The organism is Pluralibacter sp., from assembly GCF_019237635.1.
Classification (GTDB): Bacteria; Pseudomonadota; Gammaproteobacteria; order Enterobacterales; family Enterobacteriaceae; genus Enterobacter_B.
On the sequence record NZ_JAFAGS010000161.1, the window covers coordinates 30,731 to 46,142 of the forward strand.

A 15,412-nucleotide genomic window follows, 5' to 3' on the forward strand; every position below is an offset into this window, starting at 1 on the left:
GGTATTGCATAGCATGGTCAGGAAATACCATAAAATCGCTATGTTACCCGACTAAACATTAATGCGATAGAGCCGATCATGAATCCATATTAGCAGTTTTCATCCGTTTTGGTTGATATTTTTCCCAACCTTTCAGAGAGAAAACGGCATCATGAGATATGATATTTCCTTTCAATGAGAATTTCACATTTTCTTTAACTTTTTCATCATCGCGATTGCGATAAATCCACCTAAGTTCATGCGCCGTAATAGCATCACCGTGTACACCACCTTTACTGGCAATATCAGGAATAGAATCAATGAGTAAATCAATACAAAAAATAACCTGTTTCTCTCTTATTTTTGTTTGGAATTCCAAACCGGCTTTGCTCGTTTTTGTCCAGCGTTGTATATCAGATAGATTTCGAAATTTTTCATCAGTGACATCGTATCTTTCATGATTTTCAAGAAATGCCTTGAACTCACGTCCACGATCGGCATCATTTAATTTATTTTTTATATGTTCATCAGAGTTATAAGTCCAAAAATAATTGCGATCCCACACGGCGTTAGTAAGTGTGTTTTGTATAATAATATCTTTATCGGAGAGGTTATTTATATCTTTAATCATTGAGCTTACGGGGGCCCTTCCATGTGCAGTGCCGTACACTACATCACCAGAATTAAAGTTACGGCTTGACTCAGTATATATATTATAGAATGTTATATCTTTTCTATCATAACACTCAGAAGAGAGTATTAAATTGTGCGTGTTGATATTAACGCCTCTAGGTAGATCTTTTGCAGAGATGTCCCATTCTTTATTTTGTGCAAAAGCAATCTTTATTTCTGATAAGTTCTCTGGTAAATGATTAGGGATTTTTAAATTCTCACATAAGTTGATTTCCAGAGACTTTAAGTTTTCTGGAAGGCTGCTCATAAAGTTAGTAGCAGAGCTGAGACTGCATAGTCTTAATTCTTGTAACGTATTCGGTAGCTTTGGTATCATCGAAAGTTTTTCACAGTAAGAAATGTCCATTTTCAATAACCCCTCAGGGAGTTCATTAAAAATATAATTATTAGTCGATAATTCTAATAAACCAGCTGGTAATGCTGGAAAAGAGCCAGTGCGACCTTGAATACCTATGATCTCGACGCTTAATGGAAATTCCTGAATATTTAAATTATCACAACAAAAAAGATGTATATTTTTTAACCCATGGGGGAAGTCAGATATCGCTAACACTCCTTCGCAGTGAGAAAGATGGAGTGTCAGTAGATCTTTAGGGAGTACAGGAACTACTGTATTACTAATGTTGAGATGGCGTATCCCGTCAGGTAACCTAGATAACTCCCTTAGATCTCCAATAGTTACTTCTTCTATATTAACGGGAAGACTAGTAACAACGAGATTCGAACAACATGTTAATTCTATTTTTTCAAGTTTTCAGGTAGAGGGGGAAGGGTGCGTAATGCGTCAGCATTAGATATTTTTAACGATGATACGTTTTCAGGGATCGGAGGTAGCGATGAAACCTTATTCATAGCAAAATAATCTAGTTCAAGAACCCCTGTTTGGCAGGCTTCTTTTATTTTTTTTGAAACCGTTTCTCGATTTTTCTCATGGGGTGCCTCATTAACCCATTGGTTAATGATGTCGATTTCTTTAATATCATTGCATGGTGTTTTTATTAAATTGCCTTGATCTATTTTCATATATTCTCCATGAGTATTCCGTAACGAATTAATAACGCTCTGGTGAGTTTTTCTTGAATGCTCAATAAAGCTCTGAGGCCATTAACTCCTGGTGTCTAGTGAGTTTGTATTCTGTTGTTATCCATGAGTCACTATTATTAATATCTATTGTCTAATCGTTACTTTCATATTTCACTTATTTAAAGCTAAACGTGAGTTTCCTATCTTCTGAAAGCAATACACCTAATTTTAATGTAAACAATGAATTATCTTCCTAACGTACGTTTTCGTTCCAGTGATCATTAAACCCCCTGACTGTATGGATGCGAACGCATCAAAGGTGCAGATGGACGTTACCTTACCGCTGATATTGAGAACTTCCCGGTTCCGTTTTTATCATTTCTGATGGTAAAGCCAGCCAGCCAGCTACTGCTGCAGATTACAACGCTTTCAGAACAGAAGTATATTCGATAATCCTTTTCTTGTGTGCCGAAACAGACCTTAACTTGTCACCTAGCATTACAGAATTACTTTCGAACCTTTCAGTGATTTTTTCATTCTTTTTATTTACAGCATCATGCTCCGCTTCAGGATTTGCATTGATGTATCTTCTTATTCGACCTTCACCCTGCGAATGCTTATAGAAAGTCACTGGCAGATATGTATCAGCTATCTCAGATGTAATAAGGTTGAAATTATCCACGGCAATCTTTCCATTGATATTATCATTGTGGATTCTATCTAGTTTATCAAATTCAGAATATGTCTTTTTAGCTAATGCCAAACTAAAAATACCACACTCTGAGCTACTTCTCTGGATATCCATCTCAGCCATTAAAAAATGACAATCTGGAATGTGTTCGCGTTCTATGGCCGTTGAGGCTCCTACAGCAAGTAATGCAGGTCCTATCGCATTACAATTTGCAGGCTCAAATAAGATTACTGATGATTTGTTATCAATGAACCGGCAATCAACGACCGCAAAATGGATACCACGTTCTCCCATATTTACTATAAATCTAGCACTTTTGTATTCCGGTAGAATGTTTTTAATGGAAATAGCAAGCTCATTTGGATTTGTGACAAATGTTAAATTCAGGCCTGGATTTTTTTGATTTGCCTGCTCAACCATTGCAGGCATCAACTTTAGATCTGTCTTAGCATAACATGCATTAAGCCAATGGCCGTCGGAAATATCCTTCTCTAATCGATTAATAGTATTCAAAAGAGAGTCTGCGTTAAATGGAAGATCTTTTTGTGGAAGGTTAACGTGGTAATTATTTCTTACTTCAGGAAACATACTTTTATCTCCGGCTTGTACCAATAAAATCTGTGATTTTTGACTATACAGCCCTCACTAAAGAGGTACTTGCAAAAATTGGCTACTGGAGCATGGTCATTCTATAAGCACACAGGTTTTAGTTCCACGTACTTTTTGAGGTTTCCGGTTTTTCAGCCATCAACCGGTACTCTTCCGGTGTCAGGTTATTCAGGGATTCATGAGGCCGCTCGCTGTTGTATTCCGTCAGCCAGCGCTCTGTGATTCCCCGCACTTCATTCAGGGTTCTGAACAGATAAAAATCCAGTATTTCTGTCCGGTACGTCCGGTTAAACCGTTCGATAAAGGCATTCTGCGTTGGTTTTCCCGGTTTGATAAATTCCAGCATCACACCATGCTCTTCAGCCCACTGCGCCAGAGCCAGTGAGACTAATTCCGGCCCATGATACCTATTGAATGCATCTGGTATCTGTTTTAGCCGTCGGTTTTCATCCTCCAGGTCTTTCATCTTTTTAATATCAGCCGCTTCCATCCCGCCATATTTCGCTTTCCAGTTGTAATTGCTGGCTTCAGAGATACCCGCTTCACGGCAGACATCCTTAACGGTACGTCCGGCTTCGACGGACTTCAGAATGGCGATGATCTGGTGTTCGGTGAATCGGATCTAACGCATAGCAATCTCCTCAGAGGACATCATCAGTATGTCGGAAGATCTCTAAAAGTGAATGGTTCGTTTTGCCAGGATGCTTACAGCATTAGGGCTTATTCTCATATTGGATGATTCACACTTTCTTAAAGAAATCGATAATAACAACAATGATAAGAGATTTTCTTTCATCTTTCGCCTCACACGACGGAAGGGACTCGTGAGATTTCGTTCCACTGAACGTCAGACCCCCTTTATAAGTTTTTATAGTGGGTGCGGAAAGCGGCGGAGTGTTTGATCAAAACAGGGGTTTATGGTTCAAAAGTCTGATAAGTTATTATACCAATAACAAAGGCTGTATGACCAACCTACGAAGGAAATCGACTGTGAACACACTAAACCGCCGTGATTTTCCCGGTGCGCAGTACCCGGAACGCGTTATCCAGTTCGGTGAGGGAAACTTTCTCCGCGCTTTTGTCGACTGGCAGATTGACCTGTTGAATGAACATACCGACCTCAATGCCGGTGTGGTTCTCGTTCGCCCCATTGAGAGCCAATTTCCGCCGTCGCTGAGCACGCAGGACGGTCTGTACACCACAATTATTCGCGGGCTGAATGAGAAGGGCGAGGCGGTCAGCGATGCGCGCCTGATCCGCAGCGTAAACCGTGAAATCAGCGCCTATACCGATTACGCTGAATTCCTCAAACTGGCGCACAACCCGCAGATGCGCTTTGTGTTCTCCAATACCACCGAGGCGGGCATCAGCTACCACGCAGGCGACAAATTTGAAGATGCGCCCGCCGTGAGTTACCCGGCAAAATTAACCCGGCTGCTGTTCGAGCGTTTTAGCCACTTCAACGGTGATGCCGATAAGGGCTGGGTTATTATCCCGTGCGAACTCATTGACTATAACGGCGACGCGCTGCGTGAACTGGTGCTGCGTTATGCGCAGGAGTGGGTGCTACCGGTAGCGTTTGTAACCTGGTTAAACACGGCTAACACCTTCTGCTCGACGCTGGTTGACCGCATTGTCACCGGCTACCCGCGTGACGAAGCGGCTCAACTGGAGAGCGAGTTGGGGTATAAAGACAGTTTTCTGGATACCGCAGAGCATTTCTACCTGTTTGTTATCCAGGGACCGAAAACGCTTGCCCGCGAGCTTTGCCTTGATAAATACCCGCTTAACGTGCTGATTGTTGATGATATCAAGCCGTACAAAGAGCGGAAGGTCGCTATTCTGAACGGCGCGCATACCGCGCTGGTGCCGGTTGCCTTCCAGGCCGGGCTGGATACCGTTGGCGAAGCCATGAACGACAGCGAGATTTGCGCCTTTGTAGAAAAAGCCATCTACCAGGAAATTATTCCGGTGCTGGACTTGCCGCGTGATGAGCTGGAATCCTTCGCTAGCGCGGTAACAGGCCGTTTCCGTAACCCGTACATTAAGCATCAGTTGCTTTCGATAGCGCTGAACGGGATGACGAAGTACCGCACCCGTATTTTGCCTCAGTTGCTGGCAGGGCAGGCGGAGAGTGGAGCACTACCGCCTCGTCTGACCTTTGCGCTGGCGGCGCTGATTGCCTTCTACCGTGCGGAGCGTAACGGTGAAACCTATCCGGTGCAGGATGATGCCCACTGGATTGAGCGCTACCAGCAATTGTGGAGCCTGCACCGCGACAAGCAGATCAGCACCGCCTCGCTGGTTGACGCTGTGCTGTCCGTAACGGCGCACTGGGAGCAAGATTTGACGCAGATTAGCGGGTTGGTCGAACAAGTCGCCGCCGATCTCGATGCGATTTTAACGCAGGGGATGCGTGCTGCGGTGAAGCCATTGTGCTAATCGTCTGATATGTCCCGGCCAGGTGCCGGGATTTTATTACGCAGCTATTAGTTACAACATACAATATAAGCTGGTACAAAGACGCACCTTTAACCACATCATCGCCAATGGCTTGTTAGTATGTTGTAAGGAAAATTCGCATTCTGCTTGAAAGAGTGATATCGATCACGTTAAATAATGCAGGCTTCTTTTCTTTGACTGATAACCATGATCGTAAGACCTCACGAACACTGGCTGACGCGCATTTTTGTCTGGCACGGCTCGGTGTTGCCGAAAATATTTTCCCGCTTGTTGCTCAATTTTCTGCTCTCCATCGCAGTGATTCTGATGCTGCCCTGGTACTACAGCCTGGGTATCAAACTCACGGTGGCGCCGTTCAGCATACTGGGCGTGGCTATCGCTATCTTCCTCGGCTTTCGCAATAACGCCTGCTATGCGCGCTATGTCGAAGCGCGTCAGCTGTGGGGGCAACTTATGATAGCCTCCCGATCGCTGCTGCGGGAAGTCATGAATACACTACCGGACGGATCTTCTGTCGAGGGTTTTGTCCGCCTGCAGATAGCCTTCGCCCACAGTCTGCGCATGACGCTGCGCCGTCTGCCGCAACAGGAAACCCTGGCGCGCTATTTAACCCCGGAGCAGCTCAACGCCGTGCTGGCCGTACAGTCTCCGGCAAACCATATCCTGCTGCTGATGGGCAACTGGCTGGCGGAGTACCGCAAACAGGGCGTGCTGTCGGATATATTGTTTCACAGTTTGAATAACCGTCTCAATGATATGTCAGGTGTGCTGGCTGGCTGCGAGCGCATCGCCAGTACTCCTGTGCCGTTTGCCTATTCGCTTATTCTGCACCGTACGGTCTATCTGTTCTGCATTATGCTGCCGTTTGCGCTGGTTGTTGACCTGCATTACATGACACCGTTTGTTTCTGTGCTGATTTCCTATACCTTTATTGCTCTTGATGCGTTGGCCGAAGAGCTTGAAGAGCCTTTTGGTCTGGAAAATAATGACCTGCCGCTGGACGCCATTTGCAATGCGATTGAAATCGATATGCTGCAGATGAATGCACAAACGGCGATCCCCCCCAAAATGAGCCCTGATAAATGCTATCAGCTCACCTGACGGAGAAGGGTATGGAACTTGTGATTCGTGAGGTCGCCGCGGGCGACAAAGCAGCCTGGCATGCGCTGTGGGACGGTTACAACCAGTTCTACGAAAGTGAGATTCCCGCTGAAATTACGCAAAATACCTGGCAACGCCTGCTCGACTCGCGTTCCGCTGTGCATTGTCGGGTCGCGGTAGCCGATGGCCGCGTCGTAGGATTCGCGATGATTGTACTGCACGAAGGCACCTGGGTGACTTCGCCGATATGCTATCTGGAAGACCTGTTCGTGATGGCCGAGATGCGGGGTAAGGGGATTGCGCGTCGGTTAATCCAGGCGCTGATTGCAGAAGGAAAATCAGTCGGTTGGTCACGTCTGTATTGGCACACAGCGCAAAATAATCCGGCGAGAAATCTGTATGATGAATTTACCCCGGCTGACGAATATGTGCGTTATCGGATGAATCTGTAGCCGTGGCGATTAAGAAAACATTAAGATTTTCCCTGTGTAATGGCTGTAGCAGCATCAGGAGAATCCTCATGGAAAAGAAAATTGAAACCGCCGTTAACCTTATCCTCTTCGTTTCACTGTTCGCGACGGCCTGGGACTTGTCGTTAGTTCGCGACTTTAGCTGGTAAGCCGCCGGGCGACGATGAATAACCGTGGAAACGCCAGCAGAATCTGACCGTTCTGCTGGCGAGGATAATGTTCCACAAGCAGTTGCAGGTAACGCTGCAAAAAAGTCTGCTGCCGCTCTGCATCCAGATCCTGCAACCATGGTCGCAACCCTGTGGCGCTCAGCCAGTCGACAATTGCCTGATGGGACGCCATCGGATGAAAATAGGTCGTCCGCCAGATATCCACCTCGCAGCCATTGTTGCTCAGCATCGCGTAATAAGCCTGAACGCCTGACAGCGGAACGCGTCCACGCGACGCAAGCCCCATTTCACTACCCACCTGACGCATCAGCGCATGGGAAGGTTCCTGCCAATTATCCGGCATTTGCACCGCCAGTACGCCATCAGGCGCCAGCAACGACGCCAGACGGGGCATCAGCGTCGGGTGATCGGGGATCCACTGTAGCGAGGCATTGGCATAAAGCACATCAAGCGGTTGTTCAGGCATCCACTGGCTGATATCGGCCTCCTGAAACCGACAGTCCGACAACGTTCTCTGCGCTTTTTCCAGCATGGCGGGCGAGTTATCGACGCCGGTAATGTGCGCATGCGGCCAGGCGTTGCGCAAGAGTCCGGTACTGTTTCCCGGGCCGCAACCGAGATCGGCGACATAGCGGGCATCGGGGTGAGGTATACGGGCCAACAATTCTGCGGCCGGACGGGTGCGCTCAGAAGCAAACTGCAGATACAGCGAGGGATTCCAGTCAACCATGGCAGACTCCTGTTAAAGGTCATTGGCGGGTAACAGCATAGCGCAGAGCCGCCGGGGTTGTTGAGGAATTGCGGTGTCAGACCGTCATTTTTCGTTAACAGAGGTGAAATAAAGTATCGCTACCTTTGCACCGGAGCAACCGCATGAAAACCGCCAAACTGGCTGAAACCTTTATTGATCCCAGCGTTCGCATTCGCGAATGCGCGATTGGCCAACAGTGTGAAATTCTTGGTAACAGCGCCATGGAATACAGTTCGCTTGGCGACTTTTCCTATCTTGGCGAATACTGCACGGTCGCCGATGCCGACATTGGCCGTTTTGTGGCGATCGCCAACCAGGTGCGCATCGGTGCGCCAAATCACCCAATGCAGCGAGCGTCACAGCATCGCATAACCTATTGCCCGGAGTACTACTCCTGCGACGCGGTGCGGGATCACGATTTTTTCGCCGATCGCCATGCCGATAAAGTCATCATCGGCCATGATGTCTGGATAGGTCATGGCGCGATTATTCTGCCGGGCGTGAGCATTGGCAATGGAGCGGTTATCGCCGCAGGCGCCGTCGTCAGCAAAGATGTCGACCCATACACGATTGTCGGCGGCGTTCCGGCGAAGGCCATTCGTCCACGTTTTCCTGAGCCTGTCGTTCAGCAGCTACAGCACATTGCCTGGTGGGACTGGCCGCTGGAGACAATCATCGAGCGGCTGGCGGATTTTCAGCAAAAAGACATCGCTGCATTTTGCGAAAAGTATGCGCTCCGGTGATAAAAAAAGGGCCACTTTAGTGGCCCTTGATCGCGACAACCGATATTAACCCGGGTAGATACCGCGGTCTTTACGCGCCAGCAGGATACGCTCACAGGCGACGATGTAGGCGGCAGTACGCAGGGAGCAGGATTTCTCAGCCGCTTTTTCCCAAACGTGAACCATCGCATCGGTCATGATTTTGTCCATGCGCGCGTTGATCTCTTCTTCACTCCAGAAGAAGCTGGCCATGTCCTGTACCCATTCGAAGTAGCTGACCGTTACGCCGCCGGCGTTACATACCACGTCAGGTACCACGATAATGCCGCGGTTTGCCAGCACGTCGTCAGCATCCGGGAACGTCGGGCCGTTAGCGCCTTCCAGCACCAGTTTACAGGTCAGTATTTCCGCGCGGTGGCGGGTAATCTGACCTTCCAGCGCAGCCGGGATCAGGACATCCATCTGCACGCTCCAGAACGCTTCGCTGGCAATGGTTTCCGCACCCGGGAAACCGGCAATCTGCTTGTGCTTAGCCTGCCAGGCGGTGAGGGCGTTCATATCGATACCGGTATCGTTAAACAGCGTCGCGGTATGATCCTGAATCGCGACGACGCGAGCGCCAGCGCCAGAGAACAGGCGAGCCGCTTCACTCCCCACGTTACCAAAGCCCTGTACCGCAACACGCGCGCCTTCAATCGTGATGTTGGCGCGACGCGCCACTTCCAGACCGCTGACAAACACGCCGCGACCGGTGGCTTTCTCACGGCCTAATGAACCGCCGAGGTGAATCGGCTTACCGGTGACCACGCCGGTAATGGTGGTGCCGTGGTTCATGGAGTAGGTATCCATCATCCAGGCCATTACTTTGCCGTTGGTGCCAACATCCGGTGCCGGAATGTCTTTCTGCGGCCCAATGATAATGCCGATTTCGCTGGTATAGCGACGGGTCAGACGCTCCAGTTCACCTTCTGACAGTGAGAATGGATCGACGCGAATACCGCCTTTGGCGCCGCCGTACGGCAAGTTCAGCGCCGCACACTTGATGGTCATCCACGCGGAAAGGGCCATCACTTCATTGAGATCAACGTCAGGATGATAACGCACGCCGCCTTTACCCGGACCGCGGGACAGGTTGTGCTGCACGCGATAACCTTCGAAATGGCGGATAGTACCGTCATCCATTTGTACCGGAATATCGACGATCAGCGCGCGTTTCGGGTGGCGCAGGGTATCCACCCAACGGGACAGTTCACCCAGGTAAGGGGCCACACGCTCGATTTGTTGCAGGTAGGTATTCCAGGCAGATGTGCTGCTATCTGAGGCGTAAGATAACTTATCCATGATAAACCTTAGTTATAAAAGTAATATGTTCTTTGCTTAGCCGTGGTACATAGTGATTGATACTCACCAGGTGAGTATAAATTTAACACTTTTTTAAAGAGTTGGATTCACCCAAACGTGGCATCGTGATGTGTTCATCCACATTTTTTTAACCCGAAGTGAATAATTATCTATCGATAGCGACAACATTGCCGATCATAGCGCTATATTAGTGAATTTAGCCGCATAATATCTAAAATCCGCTATTTATCAGAATTATGATGCGCCTCTAAAAGTAAATATTATGATAATTCTCTGTGTTGACTTTGTTTAACAATGGCGCGTGCTGCCGCACCCGGCTTCAGTAGGTGACGGCGACCGTCACCGTGTCCGCGTAGTTATCAGGCGTATAGTTGGCGCCGGGTACAGTGGCATAGACCGTGTAGGCCTTCGTAGCGCCGGTGCCCGTACCCGCAATATTGTTTTGCGACGTGTTTCCCCAGGGCGTACCCGATGGGCCGGTGGTGGAACTGAGCTGGTAGGGAACCTGATCGGTATTGCTCCCGGTGCCTTTCATGACGCCGTTGCCTGCCGTGTTGCCGTTCGAGGGCTGTAGCCCAATGGTATAGGGCGTGCTGTTGGAGCATGCCACGCCGAGCGTGTTTGAGGTCGTCACGTTAGTTTGCTTTGGATTCACCGTGCCAAAATTAAGGTTGTTGGCATAGCTGATGTTGCATTGCTTAGTGACTATGGCCGATACCGTGAAAGGGAACGTCGCCGCCACGGTACTGCCGCAGGTCGTTGGGGGCGCCAGCAGGCCAATATTGACCGTCACGTTTGCCGTCGCGGCGGTATAGTTGTCCTGATAATTTCCCGGCGCGGCGGCCGTTTGCGGTGTCGCAATTTGGCCATATACCGTCAGGCTCCCTGTGACGGGAACGAGATCCAGCAACGTGAGCTGAACCATCGGAGGACTGGTCCCCGCCTGAGTCTGGCTTCCCCACAGGGTGCTGTGTCCGCTGTCCTGATACAACTGGTAGTTGAGTGTGCTGGCGGGCGGGCCAGCAAACGACATGCTGCGCGTAGTCACTTGTCCGCTCACCGCAGAGGCGCCGATATTGAAACAGAGATTGACGCCTGCCAGTACATCGCCCACCTGCTTCGTACAGGAGTAACCAAAGGTCATCGACGTCGTCGTCCCGCTGCCCGAAAGGGGGTTAACCGCGCCAAAATTGATTGTCTGAACGTTATTCACCGAGCAGGTCACGGCATAATTTATACCCGGACAGAAGAGCAACCCGGCGATAATCAACCTCTCTTTTAACCTCATGCAAAAACCTCCTGTCTGTTTAGCGACATACCAGTGGGCCAATCTGCGCGATACCTTTCACTTTATCGGGATAGTCAAACGCGACGGCGCAGGTGCCCGTATCGGTGCTGACCCGCAGACGGTTGTGCAGCTCCAGCGTGTCGAAATAGGCCATGCCGTCGAAACCAACGACAGATGACTGGCAGCTCCCGGTCTCCGGGGTCGCCGTACTGCCTTCCGGGATAACATTTCCCCTTGCGTCCACGAGGATCACCAGCCCGGCACGCACCGGGGTGATGCCAAATTTCACCAGCGTGCCAGCGCGATCGGCGGGCGTGGCGTTAGCGTTGACCCGCGCTATACGCATATTGGCCGGCAGATCCATCGGGTCGATGCTTATCTGATTGTTCTGATAGCTGTTTAACGAGGTGACCAGCAGCAACCCATTATTGTCGCTGGTGCCGACCAGGTTATTCTCCAGCTTGACAGGAACCCCCGGAATGCCGTCGGTGGACACCACGGCAAAGCCATTATTGATTTCCCGTGCGGCAAAGAGCCCGCCGCCCATCGCGACCAGCGAGCCGGTCGCGCCCGCGTAGCCATACTGGTTATCGGGGAGGCTGCTAAAACCGGTATACACTTTTCCGTAACGCCCCAAATAACCCACTTCCCCCTGGCCGCTTTGCTGCGACGCCTGCTGGCTGGCGGCGACGTTCCAGCCCCAGCCGCCATCACTCAGCGGCGTCTGGCTGGCGTTGAGCTGTAACCCCGTGTCATTATTGGTGCGCTGCACAGTACTGCTTGCGCTCAGGTTTCCGCCAGTGGTGACCGTCACCATCAGGTACAGACTTCTGTCCCGGGTGTCATCGATATTCTGATTGAACCCGGCATTAAGCCAGACATTGTCGGTAATGGATTTGTACCAGCTGGCGTTGGCATATCGCACCGCGCTCTCTTGCGGGTAACGAAACTGCAGATAGCTCAGACTGATGTTACCGGCGGACTCCAGCGAATAGCCGATGACGGTATTGCTGGTGAGCGATGGCGGCGGTGTGCCGTAATGGGTCGCAACATCGTGATAATCGCCGGAGGTGGCGGTTGTGCTGGTACTGAAATTGAATTTTTCCCCGGACCAGCGGTAGCCAATACCGTACAAAAAACCGTTTTCTCCGGCGTCCGCGCTCACGGCAAACGCCGTGGAGAGGGTTCCGCTGTGGCTGCCGGGAACCCAGTCGCTGCTGAAACCGGCGTTGATCAGACCATCGCTTGCCTCTGCGTGAACCCCCATCGTGAAGGTGTTGCTGATGCCCCGTCGCCAGGTGCCACTCAGCGCCGGAGCGCTGGCATAATCAAACGAGGCGTAACCGTAATTTTCCCGTACCACGCCCAGCTCGGCTGACCATGATGTCAGACCTTCGCGCAGGAGCTGCTGGTCATTATAAAACGAGAAGTTCTGTACCGAGGTTCTGCCCAGGGCATCGGTCATCATCACCTGGGCATTACCGGCGCCGCTGATATTCGGCATCGTATTGATCTGAAAGCTGCCTGCTGGCACCTCGCCGTTGTAGTATTTCACCCCGTTGACGTACAGCTCAACGCTCGACGGCAGGGTCGCGGAACCAAGGAACGCCGGAAGCGGGGTCGTTGGCATATACGGACGAAGGGCAAAATCGGTGCCTATCTGAATTCCCCCGATGCGGGTAGGGCGCGACCACGGCAGCGAGCTGGTCAAGGTATCCCCGAGCGTCACCGTCAGCATCTTATCCGGAAAGGATGACCGCCAGCTGGTATCAAGGCGGTTAAACGCGTTATTTGCGTTGGCGGCTGTGGAATACTGCGTAAGCTGAGTTGTGCTGAACACCCCCAGGGCGTTAAAGGCCCGTAGTTCGCTGAAGGTATTGACGACACTTTCCTTTCCCTGCTGCGCGTAAATATCGTAATTGAGCAGCGCCCCGCGTGATGCTGACGCCTCCGGTCCCGTTTCTGAGGTCGAGTTAAGCTGCGTGGTGGCGAGATCCAACTGGCTGAGAGGTGCCGTCAGCGCCAGTGTCTGCTGCCTGACGTTATAGTCGATTTTTAACTGCGCAATATCATTCAGACAGACGGGGTTTACGGTATTCGCCGGCAGGCGGAGTCCCAACTGCCGCAATGTTTTTGCGCTGCCGTATAATTTTCCATCGGCGTAGCCCAGGTGAACCAGCCCCACAGAATTTCCATTCAGAGTGACGTCGAGATATAAATCATTCCCGACAAGCGGTGTCGCATCATCAATAACCACTTGCTGATGGGGGTTATTATTGACCGCCTGCGCGGACGCCACTCCCGATATGAATACGCCATTGAGTAAAAAAAACTTCACCAGACAATATGACCAGTCAGAGATTTTGTACTGTTTTTTGACCATTGATCGTTACTTCAACTTTACCGCCATGATATGCGCCACTGGCAGACGGGGATAATATCCACCGCATAGTTGAACCCGGAAGAACATAACCCAGAAGTCCTGGTGAAATAACTTTTCTGATTCCGCTATCGCCAGTGAAGGTCGCAGCGGAAAGCTGTGCATGGCTGTTTCCCCGATTGCTCACTTCAAGAAAGGTATTCCCGTCAATATTCTGTAGCTTCCATTGCAGCTTTGCGGATGCCTGCGTTTGAGCGACCGGCTGAATAAAGACCGGTACCGAATAACGCAGCACAAACTGGAGTTTATTTCGCTGTAATTTCGACGGCGGCAGTTCATCAATCGACAACCGGTAAGCATCCTCTGTCTGTGCGGACGCAGGCCCAGTGCGAATGACCCGGATAAGCTGGCGTTCGCCCGGGTCCAGCGCCAGCATCGGCGGACTTATCGCTAACCCTTGTGACGATGAAAGCATGTCGGCATAGCCGCTCTGGGTCCAGCGCCAGACGCGCACCTGCGCGTTTATCGCGCTATCGCCTTCGTTGCTTAACCAGATACCATCAGCATTTTGCGTACTTTGCAGCGTCAGGGTTACCGGTGCTACCTGTAGGCCGCTTGCCGCTGCAATGTTTCCTGTCATGACAGTTCCTAACAGACACGCACAGACACACTGCGGTAAAGGCACTATGAGTTTCATCCGTTTTCCTGGAAGTGTTAATAGTTGACGTTTACGGTAACGGTATCGGCATAATCGTCGGGGGTAAAATTTGCGCTGGCGGCGGTGGCAAAAACGGTAAAGGTTTGCGCTTGGCCAGTACCATTTGCCGCCACGCCATTACCTACCGTTGTTGAGGTCGCCGTATTTCCCCAGACGGGGCCTGTGGCGGAGGTTTGATTCAACTGATAGGGGACTTTGTCGCTATTACTACCTGAGTTAGCAACCGATGACATTGCCCCGGCGCCAGTGGTATTTCCGCCGTTAGCCGCGGATGGGGCCAGACCAATAAAATAGGGTGTAGACTTTGAGCAGTTAACGGAGATGGTGCTGCTCGCACTGGTATTTATCGCCGTCGCGCTAACGGAACCCAGGTTAATATTTGAAGACGCGCCAGCGGTGACGGTGCAGGCCTTTTCGATGGTCATTAGCACCTGAAAAGTCCCATTCGCCGTCACTGCATTAGCCAACGGAATAACAGAAAAGGCCGTGCAAAAGGGGATTATGCGTGTTGCAATGGCTGGGTTCATATCCTTTTCCTTTCACAAACAGCCCTATTTTATGCTCTAAAGAAAGCAATGCTGCGACAGATGGATGCCTGATTTAACCCTAGGATAACTATTAATTTCGCGCCAGTTTACCTCATGATTTTTACTTAAAAAAAAGGGATGGCATTGGAAAAAATAATTACTTTGTGTGAGCATTTTTTTATTTTATGCGCTAGCGTCTCACTCCGGAGCGCTTAAGGGCAACGCCATTTGCTGGAGATGGGTGCGTAACCAGTGTCCGGCAACGCCTGGCGGAGAGCGCTTGTTCCAGACCAGATCGATAGAAATAGCGGCAGGCCAACCGGGTACCTGAAGAGGCACCAGCGCATGGTGATGCGCAAACTCGTCAACCAGCGCGCAGGGGAGTTTGCACCAGCCAAACCCTTGCTCCGCCAGGCTGAGCAGCAGCAGGTAGTTAGGCGCGGACCATACAGGCCCTGGCGCCGG

General features: G+C 50.4%; 15 protein-coding genes. 4 read left to right on the forward strand and 11 right to left on the reverse strand.

The annotated features are described in order from the left end of the window. Positions 1–76: 76 nt before the first annotated feature. The 4 genes from JO226_RS19025 to JO226_RS19040 all read right to left on the reverse strand — a co-directional run bounded on the left by JO226_RS19025 (position 77) and on the right by JO226_RS19040 (position 3,617). Complete coding sequence (locus tag JO226_RS19025) at positions 77–1,225, reverse strand: type III secretion system protein (protein WP_296406282.1); 1,149 nt, start codon at positions 1,223–1,225, stop codon at positions 77–79. A gap of 185 nt (positions 1,226–1,410) precedes the next feature. Further along, the gene (locus JO226_RS19030; RefSeq protein ID WP_296406284.1) at positions 1,411–1,695 is read right to left on the reverse strand and encodes a hypothetical protein; all 285 of its coding nucleotides are present in this window, start codon (positions 1,693–1,695) and stop codon (positions 1,411–1,413) included. Between the two features lie 418 nt (positions 1,696–2,113). Continuing rightward, positions 2,114–2,974 (reverse strand): YopJ/AvrA family T3SS effector serine/threonine acetyltransferase, encoded by an 861-nt coding sequence (locus tag JO226_RS19035; protein WP_296406286.1) that lies wholly within the window; start codon positions 2,972–2,974, stop codon positions 2,114–2,116. Between the two features lie 118 nt (positions 2,975–3,092). Then, on the reverse strand, positions 3,093–3,617 hold the full coding sequence (locus tag JO226_RS19040; RefSeq protein ID WP_296406311.1) for an integrase core domain-containing protein: 525 nt from the start codon (positions 3,615–3,617) through the stop codon (positions 3,093–3,095). Between the two features lie 368 nt (positions 3,618–3,985). On the opposite strand from JO226_RS19040, the gene JO226_RS19045 reads away from it, so the two are divergent. The 3 genes from JO226_RS19045 (at position 3,986) to JO226_RS19055 (ending at position 7,011) form a co-directional block, all read left to right on the forward strand. Beyond that, positions 3,986–5,437, forward strand: a complete 1,452-nt coding sequence (locus JO226_RS19045) for a tagaturonate reductase (protein ID WP_296406288.1) — start codon at positions 3,986–3,988, stop codon at positions 5,435–5,437. A 207-nt stretch (positions 5,438–5,644) separates the two neighbouring features. Continuing rightward, positions 5,645–6,559: a bestrophin family protein gene (locus JO226_RS19050; RefSeq protein ID WP_296406290.1), complete on the forward strand. Its 915-nt coding sequence runs from the start codon at positions 5,645–5,647 to the stop codon at positions 6,557–6,559. 11 nt (positions 6,560–6,570) lie between these two features. Then, the gene (locus JO226_RS19055) at positions 6,571–7,011 is read left to right on the forward strand and encodes a GNAT family N-acetyltransferase (RefSeq protein ID WP_296406291.1); all 441 of its coding nucleotides are present in this window, start codon (positions 6,571–6,573) and stop codon (positions 7,009–7,011) included. A gap of 156 nt (positions 7,012–7,167) precedes the next feature. On the opposite strand, the gene tam is transcribed toward JO226_RS19055, so the two are convergent. Then, the gene (tam, locus tag JO226_RS19060; RefSeq protein ID WP_296406293.1) at positions 7,168–7,929 is read right to left on the reverse strand and encodes a trans-aconitate 2-methyltransferase; all 762 of its coding nucleotides are present in this window, start codon (positions 7,927–7,929) and stop codon (positions 7,168–7,170) included. Between the two features lie 143 nt (positions 7,930–8,072). Between tam and JO226_RS19065 the strand changes: the two genes are divergently transcribed. Then, the gene (locus tag JO226_RS19065) at positions 8,073–8,693 is read left to right on the forward strand and encodes a DapH/DapD/GlmU-related protein (protein ID WP_296406295.1); all 621 of its coding nucleotides are present in this window, start codon (positions 8,073–8,075) and stop codon (positions 8,691–8,693) included. A 45-nt stretch (positions 8,694–8,738) separates the two neighbouring features. Here the strand turns inward: JO226_RS19065 and JO226_RS19070 are convergent, their stop codons facing one another. The 6 genes from JO226_RS19070 to JO226_RS19095 form a co-directional block, all read right to left on the reverse strand. Continuing rightward, positions 8,739–10,013, reverse strand: coding sequence for a Glu/Leu/Phe/Val dehydrogenase (locus JO226_RS19070; protein WP_296406297.1), 1,275 nt, complete (start codon positions 10,011–10,013; stop codon positions 8,739–8,741). A gap of 340 nt (positions 10,014–10,353) precedes the next feature. Then, positions 10,354–11,322: a spore coat protein U domain-containing protein gene (locus JO226_RS19075; RefSeq protein WP_296406299.1), complete on the reverse strand. Its 969-nt coding sequence runs from the start codon at positions 11,320–11,322 to the stop codon at positions 10,354–10,356. Between the two features lie 19 nt (positions 11,323–11,341). Further along, the gene (locus JO226_RS19080; protein ID WP_296406313.1) at positions 11,342–13,621 is read right to left on the reverse strand and encodes a fimbria/pilus outer membrane usher protein; all 2,280 of its coding nucleotides are present in this window, start codon (positions 13,619–13,621) and stop codon (positions 11,342–11,344) included. 55 nt (positions 13,622–13,676) lie between these two features. Continuing rightward, on the reverse strand, positions 13,677–14,399 hold the full coding sequence (locus JO226_RS19085) for a molecular chaperone (RefSeq protein WP_296406301.1): 723 nt from the start codon (positions 14,397–14,399) through the stop codon (positions 13,677–13,679). A gap of 17 nt (positions 14,400–14,416) precedes the next feature. Continuing rightward, positions 14,417–14,947 carry a spore coat protein U domain-containing protein gene (locus JO226_RS19090; protein WP_296406303.1) on the reverse strand — a complete coding sequence of 177 codons (531 nt, stop codon included), beginning with the start codon at positions 14,945–14,947 and terminating at the stop codon, positions 14,417–14,419. Between the two features lie 198 nt (positions 14,948–15,145). After that, on the reverse strand, positions 15,146–15,412 hold a 267-nt coding region (locus JO226_RS19095; RefSeq protein WP_296406305.1), incomplete at its 5' end, for a LysR substrate-binding domain-containing protein.

Bases quoted from the DNA above. Each gene is read 5' to 3' on its own strand.
- JO226_RS19030 (WP_296406284.1), bottom strand. From the start codon at position 1,695: ATGAAAATAGATCAAGGCAATTTAATAAAAACACCATGCAATGATATT.
- JO226_RS19035 (WP_296406286.1), bottom strand. From the start codon at position 2,974: ATGTTTCCTGAAGTAAGAAATAATTACCACGTTAACCTTCCACAAAAA.
- JO226_RS19050 (WP_296406290.1), top strand. From the start codon at position 5,645: ATGATCGTAAGACCTCACGAACACTGGCTGACGCGCATTTTTGTCTGG.
- JO226_RS19055 (WP_296406291.1), top strand. From the start codon at position 6,571: ATGGAACTTGTGATTCGTGAGGTCGCCGCGGGCGACAAAGCAGCCTGG.
- tam (WP_296406293.1), bottom strand. From the start codon at position 7,929: ATGGTTGACTGGAATCCCTCGCTGTATCTGCAGTTTGCTTCTGAGCGC.
- JO226_RS19065 (WP_296406295.1), top strand. From the start codon at position 8,073: ATGAAAACCGCCAAACTGGCTGAAACCTTTATTGATCCCAGCGTTCGC.
- JO226_RS19070 (WP_296406297.1), bottom strand. From the start codon at position 10,013: ATGGATAAGTTATCTTACGCCTCAGATAGCAGCACATCTGCCTGGAAT.
- JO226_RS19075 (WP_296406299.1), bottom strand. From the start codon at position 11,322: ATGAGGTTAAAAGAGAGGTTGATTATCGCCGGGTTGCTCTTCTGTCCG.
- JO226_RS19085 (WP_296406301.1), bottom strand. From the start codon at position 14,399: ATGAAACTCATAGTGCCTTTACCGCAGTGTGTCTGTGCGTGTCTGTTA.
- JO226_RS19090 (WP_296406303.1), bottom strand. From the start codon at position 14,947: ATGAACCCAGCCATTGCAACACGCATAATCCCCTTTTGCACGGCCTTT.